The organism is Cryobacterium sp. MP_3.1, from assembly GCF_035984795.1.
Classification (GTDB): Bacteria; Actinomycetota; Actinomycetes; order Actinomycetales; family Microbacteriaceae; genus Cryobacterium; species Cryobacterium zongtaii.
This window is the reverse complement of record NZ_JAXCHV010000004.1, coordinates 104119-126906: the sequence shown is the minus strand read 5'-3', so window position 1 is coordinate 126906 and position 22788 is coordinate 104119. Positions and strand designations below refer to the sequence as shown.

General features: G+C 69.5%; 26 protein-coding genes and 1 pseudogene. 16 read left to right on the top strand and 11 right to left on the bottom strand.

The annotated features are described in order from the left end of the window. Positions 1-76 precede the first annotated feature (76 nt). From RCH12_RS04555 to RCH12_RS04535, 5 genes and pseudogenes are all read left to right on the top strand, one after another. On the top strand, positions 77-751 hold the full coding sequence (locus RCH12_RS04555) for a hypothetical protein (RefSeq protein WP_327016168.1): 675 nt from the start codon (positions 77-79) through the stop codon (positions 749-751). Positions 752-762: 11 nt separating this feature from the next. Further along, a pseudogene (locus RCH12_RS04550) lies at positions 763-1074 on the top strand (YhgE/Pip family protein); the annotation flags it as partial. Next, complete coding sequence (locus tag RCH12_RS04545) at positions 1043-3106, top strand: YhgE/Pip domain-containing protein (protein ID WP_327016167.1); 2064 nt, start codon at positions 1043-1045, stop codon at positions 3104-3106. The pseudogene RCH12_RS04550 and the gene RCH12_RS04545, both read left to right, overlap by 32 nt. A 96-nt stretch (positions 3107-3202) precedes the next feature. Continuing rightward, complete coding sequence (locus RCH12_RS04540) at positions 3203-3910, top strand: class I SAM-dependent methyltransferase (RefSeq protein ID WP_327016166.1); 708 nt, start codon at positions 3203-3205, stop codon at positions 3908-3910. Positions 3911-3980: 70 nt separating this feature from the next. Beyond that, positions 3981-5024: a Y-family DNA polymerase gene (locus RCH12_RS04535; protein WP_327016165.1), complete on the top strand. Its 1044-nt coding sequence runs from the start codon at positions 3981-3983 to the stop codon at positions 5022-5024. A 69-nt stretch (positions 5025-5093) separates the two neighbouring features. Here RCH12_RS04535 and RCH12_RS04530 read toward each other — a convergent pair whose 3' ends face one another. The 3 genes from RCH12_RS04530 to RCH12_RS04520 all read right to left on the bottom strand — a co-directional run bounded on the left by RCH12_RS04530 (position 5094) and on the right by RCH12_RS04520 (position 8821). Next, positions 5094-6257, bottom strand: coding sequence for an NAD(P)-dependent malic enzyme (locus tag RCH12_RS04530; RefSeq protein WP_103430671.1), 1164 nt, complete (start codon positions 6255-6257; stop codon positions 5094-5096). 282 nt (positions 6258-6539) lie between these two features. Beyond that, positions 6540-8228 carry an MDR family MFS transporter gene (locus tag RCH12_RS04525; protein WP_327016164.1) on the bottom strand — a complete coding sequence of 563 codons (1689 nt, stop codon included), beginning with the start codon at positions 8226-8228 and terminating at the stop codon, positions 6540-6542. Positions 8229-8242: 14 nt separating this feature from the next. Continuing rightward, positions 8243-8821: a TetR/AcrR family transcriptional regulator gene (locus RCH12_RS04520; RefSeq protein WP_165789024.1), complete on the bottom strand. Its 579-nt coding sequence runs from the start codon at positions 8819-8821 to the stop codon at positions 8243-8245. 138 nt (positions 8822-8959) lie between these two features. On the opposite strand from RCH12_RS04520, the gene cmtR reads away from it, so the two are divergent. Together cmtR and RCH12_RS04510 are read left to right on the top strand one after the other, a co-directional pair. After that, positions 8960-9313 (top strand): Cd(II)/Pb(II)-sensing metalloregulatory transcriptional regulator CmtR, encoded by a 354-nt coding sequence (cmtR, locus tag RCH12_RS04515; RefSeq protein ID WP_088457414.1) that lies wholly within the window; start codon positions 8960-8962, stop codon positions 9311-9313. Next, positions 9310-9984, top strand: a complete 675-nt coding sequence (locus RCH12_RS04510) for a cation transporter (protein WP_327016163.1) — start codon at positions 9310-9312, stop codon at positions 9982-9984. The genes cmtR and RCH12_RS04510 overlap by 4 nt, the downstream gene beginning before the upstream one ends. A gap of 105 nt (positions 9985-10089) precedes the next feature. Here the strand turns inward: RCH12_RS04510 and RCH12_RS04505 are convergent, their stop codons facing one another. From RCH12_RS04505 to RCH12_RS04485, 5 genes are all read right to left on the bottom strand, one after another. Then, positions 10090-10464, bottom strand: coding sequence for a DUF4440 domain-containing protein (locus RCH12_RS04505; RefSeq protein WP_103430667.1), 375 nt, complete (start codon positions 10462-10464; stop codon positions 10090-10092). Between the two features lie 133 nt (positions 10465-10597). Then, positions 10598-11272, bottom strand: coding sequence for a M23 family metallopeptidase (locus tag RCH12_RS04500; protein WP_327016162.1), 675 nt, complete (start codon positions 11270-11272; stop codon positions 10598-10600). Between the two features lie 37 nt (positions 11273-11309). Next, entirely contained in the window at positions 11310-11474 is a 165-nt protein-coding gene (locus RCH12_RS04495) for a hypothetical protein (protein ID WP_165789023.1), read from the bottom strand. 72 nt (positions 11475-11546) lie between these two features. After that, positions 11547-12095 (bottom strand): hypothetical protein, encoded by a 549-nt coding sequence (locus tag RCH12_RS04490; protein ID WP_133163764.1) that lies wholly within the window; start codon positions 12093-12095, stop codon positions 11547-11549. 277 nt (positions 12096-12372) lie between these two features. After that, positions 12373-13002 carry a TrmH family RNA methyltransferase gene (locus RCH12_RS04485; protein WP_103430664.1) on the bottom strand — a complete coding sequence of 210 codons (630 nt, stop codon included), beginning with the start codon at positions 13000-13002 and terminating at the stop codon, positions 12373-12375. Positions 13003-13129: 127 nt separating this feature from the next. On the opposite strand from RCH12_RS04485, the gene RCH12_RS04480 reads away from it, so the two are divergent. The 7 genes from RCH12_RS04480 (at position 13130) to RCH12_RS04450 (ending at position 18718) form a co-directional block, all read left to right on the top strand. Next, positions 13130-14044: a hypothetical protein gene (locus RCH12_RS04480; protein WP_327016161.1), complete on the top strand. Its 915-nt coding sequence runs from the start codon at positions 13130-13132 to the stop codon at positions 14042-14044. Continuing rightward, entirely contained in the window at positions 14011-14421 is a 411-nt protein-coding gene (locus RCH12_RS04475; protein WP_327016160.1) for a GntR family transcriptional regulator, read from the top strand. The genes RCH12_RS04480 and RCH12_RS04475 overlap by 34 nt, the downstream gene beginning before the upstream one ends. Before the next feature lie 160 nt (positions 14422-14581). Continuing rightward, positions 14582-15271 carry a DedA family protein gene (locus tag RCH12_RS04470; protein ID WP_088457418.1) on the top strand — a complete coding sequence of 230 codons (690 nt, stop codon included), beginning with the start codon at positions 14582-14584 and terminating at the stop codon, positions 15269-15271. A gap of 193 nt (positions 15272-15464) precedes the next feature. Then, a complete protein-coding gene (locus RCH12_RS04465; protein ID WP_103430662.1) occupies positions 15465-15758 on the top strand; it encodes a DUF7882 family protein in 294 nt (97 codons plus the stop codon). 81 nt (positions 15759-15839) lie between these two features. Then, complete coding sequence (locus RCH12_RS04460; RefSeq protein WP_103430661.1) at positions 15840-17123, top strand: Nramp family divalent metal transporter; 1284 nt, start codon at positions 15840-15842, stop codon at positions 17121-17123. Between the two features lie 25 nt (positions 17124-17148). Continuing rightward, positions 17149-17793, top strand: a complete 645-nt coding sequence (locus RCH12_RS04455; RefSeq protein WP_327016159.1) for a metal-dependent transcriptional regulator — start codon at positions 17149-17151, stop codon at positions 17791-17793. Between the two features lie 124 nt (positions 17794-17917). Beyond that, positions 17918-18718: an HAD-IIA family hydrolase gene (locus tag RCH12_RS04450; RefSeq protein ID WP_088457422.1), complete on the top strand. Its 801-nt coding sequence runs from the start codon at positions 17918-17920 to the stop codon at positions 18716-18718. A 79-nt stretch (positions 18719-18797) separates the two neighbouring features. Here RCH12_RS04450 and RCH12_RS04445 read toward each other — a convergent pair whose 3' ends face one another. The 3 genes from RCH12_RS04445 to RCH12_RS04435 all read right to left on the bottom strand — a co-directional run bounded on the left by RCH12_RS04445 (position 18798) and on the right by RCH12_RS04435 (position 21121). Then, positions 18798-20381, bottom strand: coding sequence for a hypothetical protein (locus RCH12_RS04445; RefSeq protein WP_327016158.1), 1584 nt, complete (start codon positions 20379-20381; stop codon positions 18798-18800). Next, positions 20381-20926 carry an orotate phosphoribosyltransferase gene (gene pyrE / locus RCH12_RS04440; protein WP_165787853.1) on the bottom strand — a complete coding sequence of 182 codons (546 nt, stop codon included), beginning with the start codon at positions 20924-20926 and terminating at the stop codon, positions 20381-20383. The genes RCH12_RS04445 and pyrE overlap by 1 nt, the downstream gene beginning before the upstream one ends. A 72-nt stretch (positions 20927-20998) precedes the next feature. Further along, positions 20999-21121 carry a hypothetical protein gene (locus RCH12_RS04435; RefSeq protein ID WP_255453135.1) on the bottom strand — a complete coding sequence of 41 codons (123 nt, stop codon included), beginning with the start codon at positions 21119-21121 and terminating at the stop codon, positions 20999-21001. Positions 21122-21253: 132 nt separating this feature from the next. Here RCH12_RS04435 and RCH12_RS04430 point away from each other — a divergent pair, with 132 nt between their 5' ends. Together RCH12_RS04430 and RCH12_RS04425 are read left to right on the top strand one after the other, a co-directional pair. Continuing rightward, positions 21254-22180 carry a LysR family transcriptional regulator gene (locus RCH12_RS04430; RefSeq protein WP_088457425.1) on the top strand — a complete coding sequence of 309 codons (927 nt, stop codon included), beginning with the start codon at positions 21254-21256 and terminating at the stop codon, positions 22178-22180. A gap of 47 nt (positions 22181-22227) precedes the next feature. Then, positions 22228-22782 (top strand): GNAT family N-acetyltransferase, encoded by a 555-nt coding sequence (locus RCH12_RS04425; RefSeq protein WP_327016157.1) that lies wholly within the window; start codon positions 22228-22230, stop codon positions 22780-22782. Positions 22783-22788 lie beyond the last annotated feature (6 nt).

Here is a 22788-nt window from a genome sequence, read left to right as displayed (position 1 = left end):
CAGCGCCGCGATGCCCTTTTCCCCCAGAATTCGGTCCGGCGCTGGTCGGGCCCCTCTCCCCCCTGGAGGCGCTCGCATGCGCGTTAACCTCACTGCTGTCACCAAAGGACCGAAGAACTCGGCCCTGCCGGAAACGACCCTGGAATTCGCCAGCGGCGCTGTCACGTTCGCTCGCGCCGAGACCGAACGCCGCCCCACTGTTCTGGGCCTGATCGCCTCGGGGCGGATGCGGCCGGATGCCGGAACGGTCACCCTGGACGGCCACACCGACTATGCGGGACTGCGCCGCCAGATCGCCCTCGTCGACGCCCTCGGGGTCTCGGAGCCGGCCGCGGACCTCAAGGTTGACGAGGTGGTGGCCGAAGAGCTCATGTTCGCCGGCCGCCTCGGCCGCCGCCGCACGGTCACGCGGGTGCTCACCGAGCTCGGCCTCGCCGACCAGGCACGCTCCGACATGGGCGACCTCGCGCCCGACCACCGCATCCGCCTGCTCACCGAGCTGGCTGTGCTTCGCGACGGCGTTCTGGGCCTCGTTCTCACCTCGCCCGACCGCCACGGCGGCGACCCGTTGGGCTGGTGGGACGTCGCGGGCGGCCTGGCCGCGCGGGGGTATGCGGTCCTCGTGATCGCCGGTGACGCCTCCGCGCACGCGATCGCAGACCTGGAACTGACCAACCTCGAGCCGGCCGGGGAACTGCCCGCCGGACTCGTACGCTCATCCCTCACCACCGCTGGAGCCGACGAACTGTGAAGATCTTCGCCATGATCCGTGCCGAACTGGCGCGCCTGACCGCCACGACCATGTCCCGCGTGGCACTCGTCGCGCTGATGCTGGTGCCCGTGCTCTACGGCGGCCTCTACCTCTGGGCCAACCAGGACCCGTACGCGGGCCTGGACCGGGTGCCCGTGGCCCTGGTCGTGTCCGACACCGGCTCGGAGCTGGACGGCGCCGCCACCAATTACGGCACCGACGTCGCCGAGCAGCTCATCGAGGACGGCACCTTCGACTGGCACACCGTGACCGCGGCGACCGCGAAGGCCGGTGTGGCCGACGCCACCTACGACTTCAGCGTCACGATTCCCGCCGACTTCTCCAGCTCGATCGCCTCGTCCTCATCCGATACCCCTCACCACCAACGACACCAACAGCTATCTCGCCTCCACGATCGGCAGCCAGGCCGCCCAGACCATTCGGGATGCCATCGTCGAACGGGTCAACGAGCAGGCCGCCGACACCCTGCTCATCGGCCTGTCCGACATCCGCTCGAGCCTGGTCGACGCCGCCGACGGCGCCACCCGGCTGACGGATGGCGCCTCGACCGCCGTCGACGGCGGCAGCAGCCTCGCCGACGGGGCGGGCCGGCTCGCAGACGGCACCGGCCAGCTGGCCACGGGAGCCGGCACCCTCGCCGACGGCACCGGGCAGCTCGCCGACGGTGCCGCCCAGGTCGCCGACGGCACGGGCAAGGTCGCCACCGGGTCCGACAGCCTGGCCGCCGGCGCCGCGCAGCTCAGCACGGGAGCGGGCAGCCTCGCCGCCGGCGCGGGCCAGGTCGCGACCGGAGCCGATGCCCTGGCCACCGGAACCGGGCAGGTCGCCGACGGCACCGCCGCGCTGTCGCAGGGTGCCACCACCCTTGCCGCCGGCACCGGCAAGGTCGCCACCGGCACCGGCAAGGTCGCCACCGGTGCCGCCCAGGTCGCCGCCGCGGCCCAACAGGTGGCCGACGGCACGGCGGCGCTGAACACCGCCGCCGGTGCGGCCGGCACCCAATTCGCCGGCGCGGGCGCGACCTACACCGCTGCACGCACCGCCCTGGCCGATCAGCTCACCGCCGCCGGACTCAGCCAGACCCAGGTGGACGCCGCACTGGCCACCCTCGACCCGGTCGGCCGCAGCATCACCGACAGCGGCGCCGCCCTGACCGCGGCCGGCACCGCCATCACGACCCTCAGCGCCGGCACCAGCCAGCTGGCGACCGGGGCCGCCCAGACCGCCGACGGCGCCAAGCAGAGCGCCGACGGCGCGACCAGCCTGGCCACCGGTGCCGCCACCGCCGCGGCCGGGGCGCGCACATCCGCCGACGGCGCGGCCGCCCTCGCCACCGGCGCGCACCAGAGCGCGGACGGCGCCAACGCTCTCGCCACCGGCGCCGGGCAGACCGCGGCCGGAGCCAGCAGTCTGGCCACCGGCGCCGGCCAGACCGCCGACGGCGCCACCACCCTGAGCACCGGCGCGGCCTCCGCCGCCGACGGTGCGGCGAGCCTGAGCACCGGCGCGGCCTCCGCCAGGTCCGGCGCTGAGACCCTCGCCACCGGCGCCTCGTCCCTCAGCGACGGGCTCGTCGGCCTCGAGGACGGCGCGGGCGAACTGCGCGACGGGCTCACCGACGGTGTCGGAAGCATCCCGGACACCGACGCCCAGACCCGCGACCTGCAGGGCTCGACCATCGCCGACCCGGTGAACCTGCAGAAGGCGGCGGTGACCTCCGCCGGCACCTACGGCGCCGGCCTGGCCCCGTTCTTCGCCAGCCTCGCCGGCTGGATCGGCATCTACGCCCTGTTCCTGATCGTGAAGCCGGTCTCCCGCCGCGCCATCACGGCCCTGCACTCCCCGGTGAAGATCACCCTCGCCGGCTGGCTCACCCCCGGCGTCCTGGGCCTGCTGCAGATGGCCGCCCTCTTCGGCATCCTCACCGGCGTGCTGCACTTCGAGGTGCACAACCCGGTGGGCACCTACGGCATGATGGGCCTGGCCGCACTCACCTTCGCCGCGATCATCCTGGCGCTCAACGTCTGGCTGGGCAGCGTGGGCCAGTTCGTGGGCCTGGTGCTCATGGTGCTGCAGCTGGTCACTGCCGGCGGCACCTTCCCCTGGCAGACCCTGCCGGCACCGCTGGCGTTCCTGCACCATGTGGTGCCGATGAGCTACGCCGTCGACGGCATCCGCCAGCTGATGTACGGCGGCAACCCGGCAACCGCCCTGAACGACGCCGGGGTGCTGCTGCTCTGGCTCACCGGGGCGCTCGTGATCGCCGCGATCGGTGTGGTGCGGATGACGCACTTCCGCACCCTGCGCGACCTCAAGCCCAGCCTGATCGGCTGAGCGGACTACTTGCCATTCCGGCAAGACAGGTTGCGCAGGTGCTGCCTGATTCGGCATCATCGGGACAGTTGACGACCACACCGAAGGGCCGACCCGATGACACACAGCTTTGAGAAGGACTACTGGGAACGGCACTGGGAACAGGCGCACCATCCGGAAGCCGAGGTGTCGAACGTGAGCGACCCGAACCCGCATCTCGAACGGGAGATTATCGGGCTCAGGCCCGGGACCGCCCTGGATGCGGGCTGCGGCACCGGTGCCGACGCCATCTGGCTGGCCGACCGCGGCTGGCGGGTGACCGCCGCCGACATCTCCGGCACCGCCCTCGAGGCGGCGGCGGAACGGGCTGCCGAAGCGTCGGTCGCGGCGAGGGTGACCTGGCTCGAGGCCGACCTCACCACGTGGCTGCCGACAAGCCGGTTCGACCTGGTGGCCACCAGCTATGCGCACCCGGCGATGCCGCAGCTGGCCTTCTATGAGCGCATTGCGGACTGGGTCGCTCCCGGCGGCACCCTGTTGATCGTCGGGCATCTGCACGAGCCGACCTCGGCGGGCCCCGCCGTCGGTCAGGAGCACGGTCAGGAGCACGGTCACGCGCATGGTCACGGTCACGCCGCGGGCGCGGGCGCGGGCCAGCAGCCACCCGTCGAGGCGACGGTCACCCTGGCGGACATCACCGGTCGTCTCGACCCCGCAATCTGGCGCATCGAGAGCGCCGAGGAGCGCGCCCGCACGGTCACCGGGCCGGAGGGTCGCCCCCTCGCGATGCACGACGCCATCGTGCGGGCCACTCGGCACGCCTGACCGCGGCGGCCAGATCGGCTACAATCGAACACATGTACGATGCAGACGGTGCTGATCGGGGTGGGCGCGCATGACGTCACGTCCGGTTCTGCACGCTGACGCCGACGCCTTTTTCGCCTCGGTCGCAATGCGTTCGAGACCAGAGCTCGCCGCCGTGCCGGTTGCCGTGGTCGCCCATGTCTACATAGCCAGCGCGAACTACCCGGCTCGTGCGCGCGGTGTGCGCTCCGGAACGCTCGCGCAGGACGCGCTGAGACAGTGTCCTGAGCTGATCCTGATCGACGTGCCACGCGCGGAGGTCGAGGAGGTGGGCGACGCCCTCTTCGACATCTTCCACAACAGCGCCACGGCGGTGGAACCCGGCTCGATCGAGGAGGCCTTCCTCGACGTCGGCGCGACAGACTGGGCGGGCGCCATCGACGCCGGCCACGCGTTGCGCCGGCGGGTGGCCCGCGAACTCGGCATCCCCATCAGTGTCGGGGTGGGCAGCACCAAGCTGATGGCGAAGCTCGCCTCGCGCCGGGCGAAGCCCGACGGGCTCTCGGTGATTGACGCAGGCGAGGAAGCGGGTCTGCGCACGACCCTGCCGATCACCGACGTCTGGGGAATCGGCGCCACCACACTGCAGCGGCTCCATCGCATCGGAGTGCTGAGGCTCGGCGACGTGGACGGCATCCCGCCGAATGAATTGCAGCACGTCTGCGGCACCGCGATGGCGCGGCGACTGTGGCGCATTCGGGACGGCACCGACGACGCCGTGGTGCGCCCGGTCGAACAGCGCTCGTCCCTCACGGCCGAGGGATCCACCGCCGGTTTCGCGCGACCGGACAAGACGCCGGGCGAGTTGGCCGAGGCGTGTGTCGAGCGACTCTGCAAACGCGCCGAGCGGGCGGGACTCGCGGGCACGGGGATGACTCTCACCCTGCGACCGGAGGCCGGCGGAAAGGCGGTCGTGCGGAAGCGCACGCTCGTGGCGGCGACGACCGGGCGGGCGGACTGGCTCGCCGTGGCCGAGGACCTGTTGGCCGGCGAGTCGGTGCCCCGGCTGGCCGGGTTGCGGGTCACCCTGACGGGACTGCTCCCGCTCGACCGGGTGCAGCACACCCTGTTCTGACCCGTTCGCGCGACCGCAGGCCGGGTCACCGGGTCTCGACAAGCCCGACCGACGAGACGGGTGGGACCGCTAGACGGCCGCCATCACCGCGGCGGCCACGGCGTCGGCCACGCGCTCGTCGAACGGGCTGGGCACGATGAAATCGGCGGCGAGGTCGTCGCCGACCAGGTCGGCGATGGCCATCGCGGCGGCGATCTTCATGGCGGTGGTGATGCGGCGGGCGCCGGCATCCAGGGCCCCACGGAAGATACCGGGGAAGGCGAGCACGTTGTTGATCTGGTTGGGGTAGTCGCTGCGTCCGGTGGCCACGATCCTGGCGTAACGGCCGGCCACGTCCGGGGCCACCTCGGGGTCGGGGTTGGAGAGCGCGAAGATCATGGCGTCAGCCGACATCGTGGCGAGCAGGGATTCCTCGACGGTGCTTGAGGAGACGCCGACGAAGACGTCGGCACCGGCGAGGGCCTGCGCCGGGCCGCCGTCGATCTGGCGGGGGTTCGACGTCACGGCGAACTCGGCCTTGACGCCGGTCAGGTCGATGCGGTGGCCGCTGAGGATACCCCGGGAGTCCAGGAGCACGACGTCCTGGATACCGACCTCCAGCAGAATCGCGGCGATCGCGATGCCCGCGGCGCCCGCGCCGGACACGACGACCTTGAGGCCCGCGCGATCCCGGCCGAGCACCTTGGCACCGTTGGTGATCGCGGCCAGCACCACGACGGCGGTGCCGTGCTGGTCGTCGTGCATGACGGGCATGTCGAGGGCCTCGATGAGCTTGGCCTCGAGCTCGAAACAGCGCGGCGCCGACACATCCTCGAGGTTCACGGCCCCGAAGCTGTGCTGCAGACGCACGAGGGTCTCGACGATCTCATCGACGTTGGTGGTGTCGAGCACCAGCGGGATGGAGTTCAGCCCGGCGAAGCGCTGAAAGAGGGCCGACTTGCCCTCCATCACGGGCAGGGCGGCGGCCGGGCCGATGTCGCCGAGCCCCAGCACCGCGGTGCCGTCGCTGACGACGGCCACCAGCCGGCTCGCCCAGGTGTGCGTCGCGGCGACAGCGGCATCCGTGTGGATCGCGCGGCTGACCTCGGCCACGCCAGGGGTGTAGACGACGGCCAGGTCACGCCGGGTGTCGATGGGCCGGGCGAGTTCGATTCGCAGCTTGCCGCCCTCGTGGGCAGCGAAGATCTCGTCGGTGGTGACCAGGGCGGGCTGGACGGGGATGGTGAGTGACATGGAGCGGGCCTTTGCGGTCGAGACACAGAAAAGCCGCACACTTCCTGAAGGATCCAGACCGGCCTGGGATCAGGCTACGGCCACCGCGGCTCAAACGAACGGGACCATAGGCCCAGTCACCCGTCGCAAACCGTGTCGCCGAGTTGCCGCAAAAGACCCCCTGGCGGGGATCGAAGGGCCACCTTGGCCGAAGTCGCGCAAGGGGCCCGGCGGCGACTCACGTCAAAATGCCCCTTCGGGTGCGGTGAAGGGGCATTCTGAAGCAACTCGACGATGCTGCTGCTAGCGCGGTTCGGGCGCCTTCAGCTCGGCGTCGGCGCGGTCTCCGGCGTCGGACGGCGCGGCGGGCGCGGCGTCTGCGGCGTCCGGGTGCGTCGGGTGGCCGTGCTGGGCCGCTTCGAGGGCCTCGGCCTCCGCACCGCCGACGGCCTCACCGCGGGCGACCATTCCGGCCACGTCGGAGAGCGTGATCTGCTTGAGCATCAGGGCGAGGAGGAAGGCCAGACCGATGAAAGGCAGCAGGTACCAGAACACCGGCGCCAGCGCATCCGCATAGGCCGCCACCACCCCGTCACGCACGACGTCGGGCAGGGCGTTCAGGGTCTGCGGGTCGATCGTGGACGTCGCCGCAGCGGCATCCGTGGCGTTCGCGCCGGCGTTGGTGAACACGCCGGTGAGGTTCTCGGTGAGCCGGTTGGTGAAGATCGTGCCGAACACGGCCACGCCGAGCGCGGCACCGACCTCGCGGAAGTAGTTGTTCGTGCTGGTTGCGGTGCCGACCATCGACGGGTTGACCGAGTTCTGGGCGACCAGGACGACAACCTGCATGATCAGGCCGAGGCCCGCTCCGAAAATGAACAGGAACACGCAGATCAACCAGATCGGCGTCTCGGCGGTGAGGCCGGTCATCAGCACCATCGCGAGCGCGGTGAGGATCGTGCCGATGATCGGGAACATCTTGTACCGGCCGGTCTTGGTGATGGCGATACCGGAGATGATCGACGTGCCGATCAGGCCGGCCATCATGGGCAGCATCAGCAGGCCGGATGCCGCCGCCGACGTGCCTGACGACATCTGCAGGAAGGTGGGCACGAACCCGATCGCGGAGAACATGCCGAGCCCCAGGGTGAGGCCGATCAGGGTCGCGTTGACAAACGTCGGGTTCTTGAACAGCGACAGCGGGATGATCGGGTCTTTCGCCTTCGCCTCAGTGAGGACGAACAGGATGGCCGCGAGCAGCATGCCGGCGCCGAAGAGCCAGGTCTCGATCGCTTCCCAACCGTGGTCGGCGTTGCCGCCGAAGTCGGTGAAGAAGATCAGGCAGGTCGTGAAGGCCGACAGGAAGATGACGCCGAGGATGTCGATCGGCTGGGTGGCCTTCTTGCTCGGCAGCCGCAGGGCGAACCAGGCGATCGCGAATGCCGCGATGCCGACGGGGATGTTGATGTAGAACGCCCACTGCCAGGTGAGGTGGTCCACGAAGAAACCGCCCAGGAGCGGGCCGCCGACGGCGGAGAGGCCGAAGACGGCGCCGAGCGGGCCGAGGTACTTGCCGCGCTCGGAGGCGGGCACGATGTCGGCGATGATCGCCTGGGAGAGGATCATCATTCCGCCACCACCGAGGCCCTGCACGGCACGCCAGACCACCAGCTGGGTGAAGTCGCCGGCGAAGGCACAGCCCACCGAGGCGATGGTGAACAGCGCGATCGCGATCAGGAACAGGTTGCGACGGCCGAGCACGTCACCGAACTTGCCGTAGACGGGCATCACGATGGTCGTCGCGAGCAGGTAGGCCGTGGTGAGCCAGACCTGGTGCTCCACGCCGCCGAGCTGGCCGACGATGGTGGGCATCGCGGTGGAGACGATGGTCTGGTCGAGGCTGGACAGGAGCATGCCGGCGATCAGGGCGCCGAAGATGATCCAGATTCGCCGTTTGGTGAGGAGGAGCGGCGCCTCGGAGGTGGTGGTCACGAAGATGTTGCCTTTCAGGAGGTGGGGACGGCCAGGACGAGGCGCATGGCGGCGAGCGAAGAAGAGAGGATGACGGCGAAGTCTTGGTCATTCGCCGGATCGACGAAGGTGTCGGCGGTGGATTTCATGAGCGAGCCGACGATGCTCACGATCGCCGCAGCACGCGGATCGTCGCCGTCGACGCCTTGCCTCTCGACGATGAGGCCGCGGAGCTGGCGGTCGCGGTCCCTGGACAGGCCGATGAAACGGGCCAGCAAGCGCGGCTCACGTTCCAGGGCCACCATCAGGTCGCTGTGCTCCCGGGGGTCCATCTCATCGGATTCAATGTGCTGGATGGCCAGGTCGATCAGGTCGTTGAGCACCTGCGGCCACTCGCCCGCTCCGCGGGCCAGGAACTTTTCGGCGAAGAGTCGGTACTCGTCGTCGGGATTGACCCCGATGACGGCGTCTTCTTTGCTGGCGAAGTAGTTGAAGAAGGTGCGCCGGGACACGTCGACGGCGGAGCACACCTCCTCGATCGTGAAACCGGCCAGGCCGCGCTCGGCCGTGAGCCGACGCGACACCGCCGTGAGATTGGCGGCGGTTTTACGCATCCGTCGCTCAACACGGGAAGTGGTTGCACTTTCTAACATAGAGTGCAGTTTTGCATCATCGGACACACAGTGCAAGTTAAGTCCCGACGTTCGGGGTCGGGCTTGGCGATAGGTCACCCGGCGCCGTATGGTCAGTCGATGCTGACCATTGCGAGCCACCTCGACGTCATGAATCGCCTGGGTCGTGCGATGGCCGACCCCACCCGGTCCCGCATCCTGCTGAGCCTGCTCGAGGCGCCCGGCTACCCTGCCCGGATCGCCCGGTCGCTCAACCTCACCCGGTCGAACGTCTCCAACCACCTGAGCTGCCTGCGCGGCTGCGGCATCGTGGCCGCGGTCCCAGAGGGCCGGCAAACCCGGTACGAGATCGCCGACCCGCACCTGACCCGCGCGCTCGCGGCCCTCGTCGAGGTGGTGCTCGCCGTCGACGACGGCGAGCCCTGCACCGAAACCGACTGCGACGTTCCCGGCTGCTGCGATACCCCCGCATGACCGCCGCGAACACGGCATCGTCACTCGACCCGATCCGTCGCCGCGTGCTGCAGCGCCGCATCCGACTGGTGGTGGCGATCACCATCAGCTACAACGTGATCGAGGCGGGCATCGCCCTGGCCGCCGGCACCGTCGCCTCCTCCGCCGCACTGGTCGGCTTCGGCCTCGACTCGATCGTCGAGGTGCTCTCGGCGGCGGCGATCGCCTGGCAGTTCGCCGCACCGGACCCGGAGAAGCGCGAGCGGGTGGCCCTTCGGGTGATCGCCGTCTCCTTCTTCGCGCTGGCGGCCTACGTGAGCGTGGATGCCGGCCTCTCGCTCTTCGGGGTGCGCGAGGCCGAGCACAGCCAGGTGGGGATCGCCTTGGCCGCGGTGAGCCTGGCGATCATGCCGGTCTTGAGCTGGTTCGAGCGTCGCACCGGCCGGGAACTCGGCTCGGCATCCGCCGTCGCCGACTCGAAGCAGACCCTGCTCTGCAGCTACCTCTCCGCCGCGCTGCTGGCCGGGTTGCTGCTCAACTCACTGCTCGGCTGGGCCTGGGCGGACTCGGTCGCGGCGCTGGTGATTGCCGGCTTCGCGGCGAAGGAGGGCCTCGAGGCGTGGCGCGGCGACGCCTGCCCGGTTCCGGTTTCGGCGCTCACCGGCGAGCGTGCCGCCGAGACCGGCCATTGATCGCTCCTCTCGGCGACGCCGGAGGTCGTCGCCGCACCAGTTATGGCCCATCGCGCCCGCTATAGGGGGCGCGATGGGCCATACGGGGTGCGGCGAAGGGGATGCCTAGACCGGCGACTCCTGGTGCGCCGCGATCGCCCAACCGCCGTTGTTCTCGTCGAAGAGGTACGTGGTGGACATCTGCAGCTCGGTCGCGGTGTCGCCTCGCCAGGCCGTGGACCTGTAGACCAGCACGCCCGCGTGCTCGCCCAACCGGATGACGGCCGGCTCGTGCAGTTCGTACCGGTCCAGCGGAGCGGCGGCCTTGAACGCGGCGCGCACGTCGTCGCGGCCGAGCACCTTCCCCGGCAGAATCAGCAGACCGTCCCCGGTCATGGTGCGCTGGTAGTAGTCACCGCCCTTGCCGGCGAGGATGGCGCGCCATCCCTCGTGGGCTTCGTGCAGGAGTCTGGCAGGGAGATCGTCGGTGATCGCAGTCATGACTCCACGCTAGCCCTCGGCCGGGCCGGACGGGTCAGTATTTGTTCGTGTGGCCTCGCCCCGATGGCGAAAAACGCCGCCGGTGCCGGGCTGGGTGCCCGGCGCCGACGGCGTCCGTGAATCGGATGCGTGCTCAGCCGACGATGCCGCCGTGGGCAGCGACCTGAACGGACCAGCCGTAGTCGTCAAGGCCGATGATGCTGCCAGCGGTTGCTGGTGGGGGCGTGACCTGCTTGAAGTTGGGGTTGGCCGCATTCCAGAGCCCAACAACCGTACGGTGCTTGTTGTAGGCGTCAAGGGTACCGAAGACAGTTACGCCTCCTCCAAAGCGACCGATCTGCCCGGTAGTACTCCTGAGATAGTACTGTGCCATTTTTGCATCTTCCTCTCGTGGTCGCGCCGTGGTGAAGTGGTCGTAAATGTTGACTCGTGTGCTGCCGATGTACATATGCACGTGCAGGTGCGGCGCGTAGTAATTCAAATCGCCCTGCCCGGAGGCTCCGGACACACCGATCTGAGTACCGGATGAGACCGATTGGCCGTTCGATACGGAAAAACTGGCAAGATGCATGTACTCGATGTACCTGCCGTCATCAAGCTGCAGTCGAGCTGTGTGGCCGCCACTTCCGAACCACGAGACATTGGCCACAACCCCATTTGCATTGGCCCGTACAGCAGAGCCGCTCGGGTAGGCCAGGTCTACGCCTCCGGCTGAACCGCGATCCAGGTGATGCTGCCAGGACACATAGGGGTCTCGATTGTCGTCAGAGATCACCGGGAATGCGAAGTTGTTCAAGATACTGGTCATTGGACTCGTTCACCTGCCTGGGGACCGCCGGCGTCCGTCATGCGATACATTTCGGCCTGTCCGCGAATGCAACCATTTCATCGGCCAAGGCCGGCCCACCACCGATGAGGCTGATTCCGGCACCGACTGAAACGGCAAGAGCAGTAACGAGTAATGATCTTCGACTCGGATTTTTCAATCCAAGGTCATAAGAATCCTTCATGGACTTCCCCCCTTTGACCTCATAGTGGCACACGGCCCAGTCGCCTGTCGATGAAAATTGAGGGACGGCGGCTTACTCGAAGTTCTTTTCCGGTGCATGAATCTGCCTGATCACACCATCTGCAGGGTCCGCGCTGAGACCGGTGCGGAAAGCCCGGTCGGCATCACCCGTCTCTACGGGAACAGACAGGATCTTCACGGACAACTCCTCACCGCTTTCAAGCGGGTACACGCTCGAGTCTTCCGGGTGAGCATCCGCAAGGGGCCGTAAGTCGTCCCCGACCTGGTGTTCGTCGGTTGTTTCCAGCTGGATGTCATTAATCTCGGCGACGGATACGGTCACGAAAATCTCTGGGCGCAGGGGTTCAATCGCTGGGCCATCGGAGTCCAATCGAAATCCCGGCCACTCGTAGTCAGTCGCGTCGGGCCCATCCGTCGCGTCCACCCTCGGCGGGGACCCGAAAAGTTCAGTGATCTTCTCCACCGCTGGAACCATCGGGTCGAAATAGGCAATTGTCTCGGCGACAGTCCCATCCTCCAGGACGATCTGCATGTCGGTGCTTGAGATGACCAGGCGCGATGGTTCGGAGGTGGACACCGGTTCCGGCGTGACATCATTCACGGGCGGCGGAGTCCCTTCCCCCGTCTGCGCCGATGTGGTGGCGCAGCCCGTCAGTGTCGCAACAAGTCCCAGAACCAGAGCGGCTCTCCGTGGGTAGCGCATGATTGCCCCTTTGCTCGATGTGCCTCCACACTAACGAGGCTGAAAGCACGTGCGCTCAAATACCACCAATATCCGTGCACGACCGACGCGGAGGCAAAAATCGAAGGCGCATGCGCAGGCGCCGCACGTGCCCCCTCCACATCGGCGGGACCGGAATCTCCAGGGACAAATGCACTCAGAATTTGTGCTGCAGAATCCAGGCGTGCATCGTGACCGCGGCCGCCGCGGAAGCGTTCATCGAGCGCGTCGAGCCGAACTGGCTGATTTCCACCAGGGCGTCACCGGCGGCCACAGCCTCCGGCGAGAGGCCGGGACCCTCCTGGCCGAACAGGAGCACACAGCGCTCGGGGAAGCTGAAGGTCTCCATGATCACACTGCCGGGAAGGTTGTCGATGGCGATGATCGGCAGATTCTCGGTGCGGGCCCACTCGACGAACGCCGCCACATCCGGGTGGTGCAGCACGTGCTGGTAGCGGTCGGTCACCATGGCGCCGCGCTTGTTCCACCGCTTGCGGCCGATGATGTGCACGGTGTCGGCGCCGAACGCATTGGCGCTGCGCACGATGGAGCCGATGTTCATGTCGTGCTGCCAGTTCTCGATGGCCACGTGGAACGGGTTGCGCTTCTCGTCGAGGTCGGCGACGATCGCCGGCATCGACCAGTACCGGTACCGGTCGATCACGTTGCGGGTGTCGCCGCGTTCGAGTAGCTCCCGGTCGTAGTACGGCTCCTCCGGCCATTCCCCGACCCACGGGCCGACCCCATTGGTGGACAGCTCTGGCGTGGGGTTCAACGGTTCTGGCACTGCACCACCGTATCCCGCCGGCCGGTGGTCCAGCGCCGGTGGCATTCCACGGTTTTGTACTGCTACATTGGTTGTATTGCTACGAAAGGCGGATGCTGACCCTCCGCCCCGGGAGATGGAGGCGCGTATGTCGTACGTGTTCGTGTGTTGTGCCATTGCCATTGCGTGTTCCTTCGCGCCGCTGAGTTCGAGCAAGCCCACCAAACGGGCGCGCGAGCTGGACAAGTACGCGCGCCGGCTGGGCGTCGCCGTGCCGGTCGCCACCGCCGAACGCATCGTGAGCCAGCTCATCCGCCGAGAGGGCGCGCTCATGACCGGCGGCCTCACCGGCATCGTGCTCGCGGTCATCACTGCCCTGCTCCTCCCCGGCGGCTTCAACGCCGGCTACGTGCCCGTGCTAATCTTCGGCGGCCTGGGCGTCGGCAGCGCCGTCGGCGCGGCACTTGCGTCCTCGGCGAGCGCGTTCACGCCGCTCACCGGGCCACGCATCGCCCGGTCATGCACTCCCGGCTACGCCGACTATGTGCCTCCACTGGAGCGCTGGAGCGGACGAGTGTTGCCCGCCCTCGCCCTCTTGGCCGTCCTCGCCGCATGGATCGCCTTCAGTGTCGGGGCGCTCGGCGACGCGCGCCTCTCCTCCACCTACATCTGGGGGTCGGCCGGCGCCTGGCTCGCCTACGCCTCGATCGCCGGGCTGCTGGTGTCGGAGGTGCTGTCCCGCCGCATCCTCGATCGCGGCCAGCCGGCGGCATCCGCCACCGATCTGGCCTGGAACGACGGCCTGCGCTCGCAGGCCCTGCGCGACCTGCACGCCGTGCCCGTCACGCTGGGCTTCGTATCGATCCTGGGCACCTTCCTCGACATCGGCTCCCTCTCCGACTACCAGGGCGGCGGTGCGACCGCGGCCCTCGTGGGCCTGGTTCTTCTGGTCCTACTGAGCGGCGCGGCCCTCACAGTTCTCCTTCTCGATATCACCTCGAAGCCCCAGCAGTACTACTGGCGTCGGCTGTGGGCCGACCGAGCGGCCGGCTCTCCGACATGATGCTCGTCATCGATCCCGACTCCGGCGTCGCCCCATACGAACAGATTCGATCCCAGATCGTCGCGGCCGTGCGTGCCGGCGACCTGAAGCCCGGCGCGCAGCTGCCCACTGTGCGACGCCTGGCCGACGACCTGGGCATCGCGCCCAACACGGTGGCGCGCAGCTACCGCGAGCTCGAACGCGACGGAGTGATCGAAACCCGCGGTCGCAACGGATCCGTGATCGCCGGTGTCACGACGCCAGGCCCGGCAGCGGATGCGGCCCAGGCCTACGCGCGCCGCGCAGCCGAGTTGGGCCTGACCCGCGACGCCGCCCTCGATCTCGTGCGTGCAGCGCTGGACGGCACCGCGGCCGCCTCGACCACCCCCTCCGACTGAGGACCGCCCGTAGCAGCACCCAGCTTCCGTTCACCTCGGGTTCGCTACCCTGGGGGTCAGGGTGCGCAACAGTCGGCAGCCGCGGCGGTTTCGGCCGCGTCTTCGCGCCGGCGCCATCCGATCGAGACCGCACTCATGACCCCGACCGGAAGGCAGTTCCATGCATCCCACACTCTTCGGCATCGACTTCCTCGACTCCGAGTGGCTGATCGGTTGGTTCGGATCGTTCGTGCTGTTGGGCGTCGCCGCCGTGGTGTTCGTCGAGACCGGCTTCATCGTGCTGTCGTTCCTGCCGGGCGACTCCCTACTCTTCACGGTGGGGCTGCTCACCGCCACCGGCGACGTGCCGTTCCCCATCTTCGTGACCTGTGCGATCATCTTCGTCGCCGCGTTCGCGGGTGACCAGCTGGCCTACGGCGTGGGGCGCAAGGCCGGACCGGCCGTTTTCGCCCGCGAGCAGAACCGGTTCTTCAACCCGAAGAACGTCGAACGCACCAACGCGTTCTTCGCCAAGCACGGTGGCAAGGCCGTCATCATCGCGCGCTTCCTGCCCGTCTTCCGCGCCTTCGTGCCCCTCGCCGCCGGCGTCGGCAAGATGAGCTACCGCACCTTCGTGACCTTCAACCTGATCGGCGCGTTCGCCTGGGGCGTCGGCCTCACCATGGTGGGCTTCCTGCTCGGGCAGATCCAGTTCGTCGCCGACTACTCCGAGTACTTCATCATCGGCATCGTGCTGCTCTCGGGCATCCCGATCCTCTCCGAGCTGTACAAGGCGGGGCGCGAGGCCCTGCGCACCCGCGGCAAGGCCGCCGTGCCCGCCGTCGAACTGCCCGAGGACGTGCGCGAGTAGCCCACTCCCCCGGCTGATGCCCCGGACTGGGGACTGACCGGGCCCGCACGCCTCTCGGTACAGTGAGAACCTGATTCTGGCGGGCGACCGTGCAGCCGGCACCAGCATACGACCCGGGGGGCGTCGCGATGGACCATGGACCGATCTTGCTCACGCGCCCTGTGCTGCGCCGGCAGCGGGCGAGGACCTGAGCGTGGGGCGGTTCGTCTACGACTCCACCCTGACCGTGATCCTGGACGACCTTCTCCTCAGCCACCTCCAGGCGGTGGTGGGCGCCAAGTTCCGCCTCCAGCAGTCCTTCTACTTCAGCTGGGGCTATCCAGCCAAGACCGGGGAGAGTCGCACCACGATCTGGTTGACGCCGGGCATCAGCGTGCAGTTTCACTATCGCACCGCCCGCGCACACCCCCTCGACCGGGACCGGATCAGCACTTTCCTCGCCCAGGCGAACAGCCCGAGCGGTCTCGTCCTCGTCATCGGCGACTGATTCCGTCGGCGGGGCCGCCGGGCACGCGGCATCCGCACCGAGGGGGTTTCGGCACGCCTAAATACTCACTACGATTTAGGCATGCCTCAATCTGACCCTGCAGCGACCGCGACCGTGGCGGAACCCGCCGCCCCTCCCGCGCTGAACTCGGTGGCCTCCACCCGGCTGCTCTGGCTGCTCGGACCCGCGCTCGTGGCCGGCGTGGCCTATCTGGACCCGGGCAACGTGGCCAGCAATATGACCGCGGGCGCCCGGTACGGGTACCTGTTGGTCTGGGTGGTCGTGGCCGGCAACCTGATGGCCTGGCTGATCCAGTACCTGTCGGCGAAGCTGGGCATCGTCACCGGCACCAGCCTGCCGGAGATCCTCGGGGTGCGACTGCGGCGGCCGACCGCCCGTCGGCTCTACTGGGTGCAGGCCGAGCTCGTGGCCATGGCCACCGACCTGGCCGAGATCATCGGCGGCGCCGTGGCCCTCAACCTGCTCTTCGGGCTGCCGCTGCTGGCCGGCGGTGTGATCACCGGTGTCATCTCGATGATCGTGCTCACCGTGCAGACCCGACGCGGCCCGCGCGTTTTCGAGCGGGTCATCGTGGCCCTGCTTCTGATCATCACGGTGGGCTTCGCCGCCGGGGTCTTCTTCGCGCCGCCGGACGCCGGTTCGGTTCTCGACGGTCTGGTGCCGCGCTTCGAGGGCGCGGACTCGGTGCTGCTGGCGGCGTCGATCCTCGGTGCCACGATCATGCCGCACGCCATCTACGCGCACTCCGCGCTCACCCGCGACAGGTTCCCGATGCAGGAGGGACCGGCCGCCACCCGACGCCTGCTCTGGGCGACGAAGTGGGATGTCACCATCGCCATGGCCATCGCCGGCACCGTCAACCTCGCCATTCTGCTGCTCGCGGCCTCGGCCCTGCAGGGAGTGCCGGGCACAGACTCGCTCGAGGGTGCCTACGCTGCCCTGCAGAGCACGCTCGGCCCGGTGGTCGCGACGGTGTTCGCGATCGGGCTGCTGGCCTCCGGTCTCGCCTCCACCTCGGTGGGCGCCTACGCCGGAGCCGAGATCATGCACGGCCTGCTCAAGCTGCGGGTGCCCCTGCTGCTGCGCCGCATCGTCACCCTCATCCCGGCGCTTGTGATCCTCGGCGTGGGATTCGATCCCACCCAGGCTCTGGTGCTGAGCCAGGTGGTGTTGTCGTTCGGCATCCCGTTCGCCCTGATCCCGTTGGTGTGGCTCACGGCGCAGCGCGGCCTGCTCGGCGACTTCGCCAACCGCTGGTTCACCACGGCCGCGGGCGCCGTGGCCGCGGTGCTCCTGGTGTCCCTCAACGCCGTGCTCCTCGTGCTCGTCTTCACCGCCGCATGAACCGGCCAGCTACCCCGAGGTGGTCATGAAACCCACCACACCGGCCGCCGAGGACTACCTCAAGACGATCTACGCGCACACCGAGTGGCAGCCGGCGCCGATCACACCCCGGGTCCTGGCCACCCGGCTGGGCATCGCTCCGTCGTCGGTGACCGAGATGGTGAAGAAGCTCGCTGCCGACGGGTTCATCGCCCACGTCCCGTACGGCCCGCTCACCCTCACCGCAGCCGGGCGGATGCGCGCCACGGCCGTGGTGCGCCGGCACCGGCTGATCGAGACGTGGCTGGTGCGGGAGCTCGGCTACACCTGGGACGAGGTGCACGACGAGGCGGAGGTGCTCGAGCACGCGATCTCCGACCGGCTGCTCGAGGCCATCGACGCCCATCTGGGCCACCCGGCGGCCGACCCGCACGGCGATCCCATCCCCGCCGCCGACGGCTCCAGCGCGCGGGTGCCGGCGGTCCTGCTCGCGGATGCGGCGCCCGGCCACGCCGGAACCGTGCTGCGGGTCAGTGATCGCGATCCGGGCATCCTGCGCGCCCTGGCCGACGCGGGCATCGGCCCCGGCAGCCGGCTGGATGTGGTCGACGCAAACAGTGTGCGGCTGCCCGACGGGGAGCTGCACCCGCTCGCCCCGGACGCCGCCGGCGCCATCTGGCTCACGCGCTGACCGGGCGCACCGCGCCGCCGAGGGCAGCGGCGGGGTGCCGCCGGCAAACCTCTCCCCGATAGTCTGGAGACGGCAGCCTGTCCCCCTGGTTGCGCCCAGTTCGTCCCACAAGAAGGAGCGAGTCATGAGAACCCGTGACGAGATCGAATGCTGGCTCACCGACATGGACGGCGTCCTGGTTCATGAAAACCAGGCCCTGCCCGGCGCTGCCGAACTGCTGCAGCAGTGGACCGATGCCGGTACACCGTTCCTGGTGCTGACGAACAACTCCATCTTCACGCCGCGCGACCTGTCGGCCCGCCTGCGCTCCTCGGGGCTGAACGTGCCCGAGGAACGCATCTGGACCTCCGCGCTGGCCACGGCGGACTTCCTCAAGCAGCAGAGCCCCGGCGGCACGGCATTCGTGATCGGCGAGGTCGGGCTCACCACTGCGCTGCACGAGGCCGGCTTCATCATGACCGAGACCAACCCCGACTACGTGGTCGTGGGTGAGACCCGCAACTACTCCTTTGAGGCCATCACCAAGGCCATCCGGCTGCTGCTCAAGGGCGCCCGGTTCATCGTGACCAACCCGGATGCGACCGGCCCCAGCGCCGAGGGACCGATGCCGGCCACCGGCGCGATCGCCGCGCTGATCACCAAGGCCACCGGCATGGAGCCCTACGTCGTGGGCAAGCCCAATCCGATGATGTTCCGCTCGGCGATGAACCGCATCGGCGCGCACTCGGAGAACACCGGCATGATCGGCGACCGGATGGACACCGACATCGTCGCCGGCATCGAGGCCGGTCTGCACACGGTTCTGGTGCTCACCGGCATCAGCGACCCCGCCGAGATCGCCCGCTACCCCTTCCGCCCCGACGAGATCCTCGACGGCGTGCACCAGCTGCTCGCCGCCGGACCTGTCGAGTCCGACGAAATCTAGCCGCCCGCGCACCGCGGTGACACGGAAAGCCGGGCCCTCGGGCCCGGCTTTCTGTGTGTGCGGAGTGGCTACGGCGCCGTTAGGCGACCGGGGCCAGGCTCGCGGTGAGCGGCTCGCCCGAGGACCGGCTCGCGAAGCAGTAGAAGTACCTCTCGCCGGCGTCCCACTGCTCGGCGGTCACCGGATAACTGCCTTGCAGCTGCACATCGCCGTAGGCGCCGGCGGTTTCGAAGTCGATCACGCCGGGGGCGCTGCAGAGAACGTTGATCTGGTCGGCGAACGCCTGCTCACCGGGGAACGGGGAACCGCTGTCGCCCTCGAGGATGCCGCGGTAGACCAGCTGGCCCGTGTGCGGGGTGGCGCAGTCGACGACGGTGAATTCTTCGTCCCAGGGCGACGTGTACGGTTCGAGGCACTCGGTGCCGAACAGGGTGTTCCAGGCGTGCACGCCGGCCGGCTGCGGGCCCGGGGCGGCGGGCTCCGGGGCGGTCGTGGGCTCCGTGGTGGCGCCCGGCTCCGCTGAGGCAGATTCGGTGGGAGCGGCCGCCGGGGTGTCACCCAGGCTCTGGCCCAGGAAGAACAGTCCGATGATCACGAGCACCGCGACCACGGCACCCCCGACCCAGAGCAGGTCTCGCTTGGAGGGGCGGCGCGGCGGCTCGCCGTCGGCCGGACCGCGGCGACGGGGACCGGGTTCGTCGGCGGACGGGGCCGGAGCGGCGTGGGCGTCGTGGCCGGGCGCTGCCGTGGCTGCACCGGTGGCCGCGGCCGCGGTCGCGGCGGACACGGGGAGCGCGGCCGGTGCCGGTTCGGGGAGTGGCACGTGAGCGGCGTGCCGAGAGACTGGCGCGGTGGCGGAGTCGGTGGTGCGCGGTGCGACGCCGGTGTCCAGTGGGCTCGGCGGGGTGGCCGGCGTGCGCCGACCGAGAGCGGCCGTTTCCTCTTCGGCGGTGGGCACCAGCCGGGACTGTGCCGGGGTCGTCCACCAGGGTGCCGCTTCGAGGTCGGCGGGAGTGCGCCGCGGCGGAGCCGGCGTCTTGGTGAGGGGCTGAGTGTGCTCCGGGTCGGCAGCAGGTGCCGGGACAGCAGGTGCCGGGGCAGCGGGCACCGGGGCAGCCGGCGTAACGGTGGGTGGCGGTGCGGCGGCCCGCGGCGCGGATGCGGGACGGGCGGGCGGGGCCGCGGCGGCGGGCGGCGCGGCGGCGGGCGGCGCGGCGGCGGGGATGACCGGAGTCGCGGGGGCGGCCTGGGCCGGCGGGGTGCGTCGCGCGGCGTCAACGGCCGGATCGGGCTCGATGGTCGGGGTGAGGCCCCAGCGGAACCCGCCGGACGGCGCCGGGGTGGTGGCGGCAGGCGCGGTGTCTCCGTCGGCCGACGCGGAATCCGGGGATGGAACCTGCGCAGCGGGCCGCGGCGGTGCGGCGGGCCGGTCTGCGGGCGGCGCGTCGGGTTGCGCGACCGGCGGAACGACAACGGGCGCGACGGGGAGGGCGACGGTCGGGGCAGAGTCGGGCCGCGCATCCGCCTCGGTACCGGCGGCAGCCTCGTCGGCGGCCTCGTCGTCGGGCTCGGCGGCAGCCTCGCTGTCGTCGGCGTTCAGCTGAGCCGCGAGCCAGTCCAGGCCGAGGTCCTTGTCGTCGTTACCGCCCTGCTGCTCGGGCATCAGCTCAGTCCCAGGTCCTCGAGTCCGATGGCCGCGTAGTACGGGTAGCCGGCCTCTTCGATGATTTCGCGGGCCCCGGTGCTGCGGTCAACGACCACGGCGACGCCGGCGATGATGGCGCCCACCTTGAGCAGCGCCTCGATGGCGGCGAGCGGTGAGCCACCGGTGGTGGACGTGTCTTCGAGGACGATGACCCGCTTCCCGGCGAGGTCGGGGCCCTCGACCTGGCGGCCGCGGCCGTGGTCCTTGGGTTCCTTGCGAACGACGAAGGCGTCGTAGGCCAGCCCGCGGGCGGCGCCCTGGTGCAGGATCGCGGTGGCGACGGGGTCGGCGCCCATGGTCATGCCGCCGACGGCCACGACATCCGGGATGTCCTTGATGAGATCGATCATGACCTGGCCGATCAGCGGGGCGACCCTGTGGTCGAGGCTGACCTTGCGGAGATCCACGTAGTACGTGGCCTTCTTGCCGCTGGTGAGGGTGAAGTCACCGTGGAAGACGGCGTCGGCCGAGATGTAGTCGATGAGTTTTCTGCGGGTATCCATCACAGGGCTACTTTAGGCCAACACGCGCCCGCGCGCCCGGTGCACGATTCGGGCGTGCACCGGCCGGGGTGATCAGAAGCTGCGAACGAACTTCCGCACGGGAACACGACCGTAGCCATCCTTGTTCACGGCAACGACGGTGCCGACGACGGCGCCTACGGCAACAAGGGAGATGAGGAGCATGAAAACGAACACGGTCGTGCCTTTCGAGGGAAGTGGATGGCCGTGTCACGCGGGCTGCTGCCCGGTAACCGACGTCTTTATCTGACCACCAACAACCATTCAGCACAATCACATTGTTTAGCAATGACTATGTAGTCTGGCTTCATGGATGTTCAGCGCCTCGAACTGCTCCGCGAGCTGGCCGAACGCGGCAGCGTGACCGCCGTTGCGCGGGCCACCCACCGCACCCCGTCTGCTGTTTCGCAGCAGCTCAAGGTCCTCGAACGCGAGGCCGGCCTGCCCCTCACCGAACGCAGCGGGCGCGGGCTTGTGCTCACCGACGCCGGCCGCGCGCTGGCCGCGAGCGCGACGGATATCGCGGTGGCGCTGGAGCGCGCCACAGCCGTCTGGGACACCTTCCGCAACCGGGCCACCGGCGACGTGAGCCTGGTCACGTTCCCCACCGCCGGACAGATGCTGCTGCCCGGCGCGCTGCAGGACCTGGCCGACCACGACGGCCTCGCGGTGCACTGCACGGACATGGACCCGGAGCTCAGCGACTTTCCCGCACTCACGAGCGAATACGACATCGTGCTCGCCCACAGCATGCGCGGGCAGCACACCTGGGGCGGGCGCGGCCTCACCTCGGTGCCCCTGATGACCGAACCTCTCGACGTCGGCCTGCCGACCGGACACAGGCTGGCCGGCCGGGTGTCGCTGGGCGCGAGCGACGTGGTCGGTGAGACCTGGATCGGCGTGCCCCTCGGTTACCCGTTCGGACGCATCCTGCACGATATCGAACTGCAGACCGGCAGCCGCGCCCGGGTCACCCAACGGTTCGCGGACATGCGGCTGATCGAATCGTTCATCATGGCCGGGCTCGGCATCGCCCTCGTCCCCCGGTACACCTCCAGCGGCGACCAGCCGGGCCGGATGGTGCTCAAGCCGCTGCGGGGACTCGACGCCGAACGGCAGATCGTGGCGCTGATGCGGCCCGACCGCGCCGAGCGCCTGGCCGTGCGCACCGTCGTCGAGGCGCTGCGCGCCCGGGCAGCGCAGGTGCAGGCCGAGCACGCGGCGGCGGCCGGCTGAGCCGGCACTCCGGCGGCCTGGCCTGCGCCGGCGGTTAGGCTGACCGGATGGCTGACATCGAATGGACCCTGCGCTGGGAGGCCGATCTCTCGGCCGACGACCACACCGCCCTGGCGGCCCTGTTCGCGCGCTACTACCCCGAGGACCACGCCACCTTCACCGGCACCCGGAGCTGGATGGGCGCCCGCCCGGAGGCCCGCGTGATCGGTTACCACGACGGCCGGCCGGTCGCCCACCTCGGCTTCGTGCGGCGGATGCTGCGCCTCGAGTCCGGCGGGTCGCAGCTGGTCGGCGATGTGGGACTGGTCGGCGTCGATCCCGACTACCAGGGCACCGGCCTCGGCCGCCGGCTGCTCGCCGAGGCCGCCGCGGCCCTGACCGGTCAGGGGCTGCCGTTCGGCTACCTCACCTGCGCTCCCGAGCTCGTCGCCTATTACGCCGGTGGCGGCTGGCGGCAGTCGCCCGGACAGGTGACCCGCATGATCGACACCCGGATGCGCCCGGAGACCTTCACCGGCCCCGCGATGGTGCTCCCGGTGGCGGCGCCGTTCAGCGAATGGCCGACCGGGCAGACGGTCATCCGCGACGGCCTCGAGGTTTAAGCCCGC

What these genes read in the sequence shown, in the direction of transcription:
- RCH12_RS04460 (WP_103430661.1), top strand. Translation starts at nt 15,840, where the DNA reads ATGCCTCAATCTGACCCTGCAGCGACCGCGACCGTGGCGGAACCCGCC.
- RCH12_RS04455 (WP_327016159.1), top strand. Translation starts at nt 17,149, where the DNA reads ATGAAACCCACCACACCGGCCGCCGAGGACTACCTCAAGACGATCTAC.
- pyrE (WP_165787853.1), bottom strand. Translation starts at nt 20,926, where the DNA reads ATGGATACCCGCAGAAAACTCATCGACTACATCTCGGCCGACGCCGTC.
- RCH12_RS04450 (WP_088457422.1), top strand. Translation starts at nt 17,918, where the DNA reads ATGAGAACCCGTGACGAGATCGAATGCTGGCTCACCGACATGGACGGC.
- RCH12_RS04530 (WP_103430671.1), bottom strand. Translation starts at nt 6,257, where the DNA reads ATGTCACTCACCATCCCCGTCCAGCCCGCCCTGGTCACCACCGACGAG.
- cmtR (WP_088457414.1), top strand. Translation starts at nt 8,960, where the DNA reads ATGCTGACCATTGCGAGCCACCTCGACGTCATGAATCGCCTGGGTCGT.
- RCH12_RS04535 (WP_327016165.1), top strand. Translation starts at nt 3,981, where the DNA reads ATGACGTCACGTCCGGTTCTGCACGCTGACGCCGACGCCTTTTTCGCC.
- RCH12_RS04520 (WP_165789024.1), bottom strand. Translation starts at nt 8,821, where the DNA reads ATGCGTAAAACCGCCGCCAATCTCACGGCGGTGTCGCGTCGGCTCACG.
- RCH12_RS04425 (WP_327016157.1), top strand. Translation starts at nt 22,228, where the DNA reads ATGGCTGACATCGAATGGACCCTGCGCTGGGAGGCCGATCTCTCGGCC.
- RCH12_RS04445 (WP_327016158.1), bottom strand. Translation starts at nt 20,381, where the DNA reads ATGCCCGAGCAGCAGGGCGGTAACGACGACAAGGACCTCGGCCTGGAC.
- RCH12_RS04540 (WP_327016166.1), top strand. Translation starts at nt 3,203, where the DNA reads ATGACACACAGCTTTGAGAAGGACTACTGGGAACGGCACTGGGAACAG.
- RCH12_RS04555 (WP_327016168.1), top strand. Translation starts at nt 77, where the DNA reads ATGCGCGTTAACCTCACTGCTGTCACCAAAGGACCGAAGAACTCGGCC.
- RCH12_RS04495 (WP_165789023.1), bottom strand. Translation starts at nt 11,474, where the DNA reads ATGAAGGATTCTTATGACCTTGGATTGAAAAATCCGAGTCGAAGATCA.
- RCH12_RS04480 (WP_327016161.1), top strand. Translation starts at nt 13,130, where the DNA reads ATGTCGTACGTGTTCGTGTGTTGTGCCATTGCCATTGCGTGTTCCTTC.
- RCH12_RS04470 (WP_088457418.1), top strand. Translation starts at nt 14,582, where the DNA reads ATGCATCCCACACTCTTCGGCATCGACTTCCTCGACTCCGAGTGGCTG.
- RCH12_RS04505 (WP_103430667.1), bottom strand. Translation starts at nt 10,464, where the DNA reads ATGACTGCGATCACCGACGATCTCCCTGCCAGACTCCTGCACGAAGCC.
- RCH12_RS04500 (WP_327016162.1), bottom strand. Translation starts at nt 11,272, where the DNA reads ATGACCAGTATCTTGAACAACTTCGCATTCCCGGTGATCTCTGACGAC.
- RCH12_RS04430 (WP_088457425.1), top strand. Translation starts at nt 21,254, where the DNA reads ATGGATGTTCAGCGCCTCGAACTGCTCCGCGAGCTGGCCGAACGCGGC.
- RCH12_RS04510 (WP_327016163.1), top strand. Translation starts at nt 9,310, where the DNA reads ATGACCGCCGCGAACACGGCATCGTCACTCGACCCGATCCGTCGCCGC.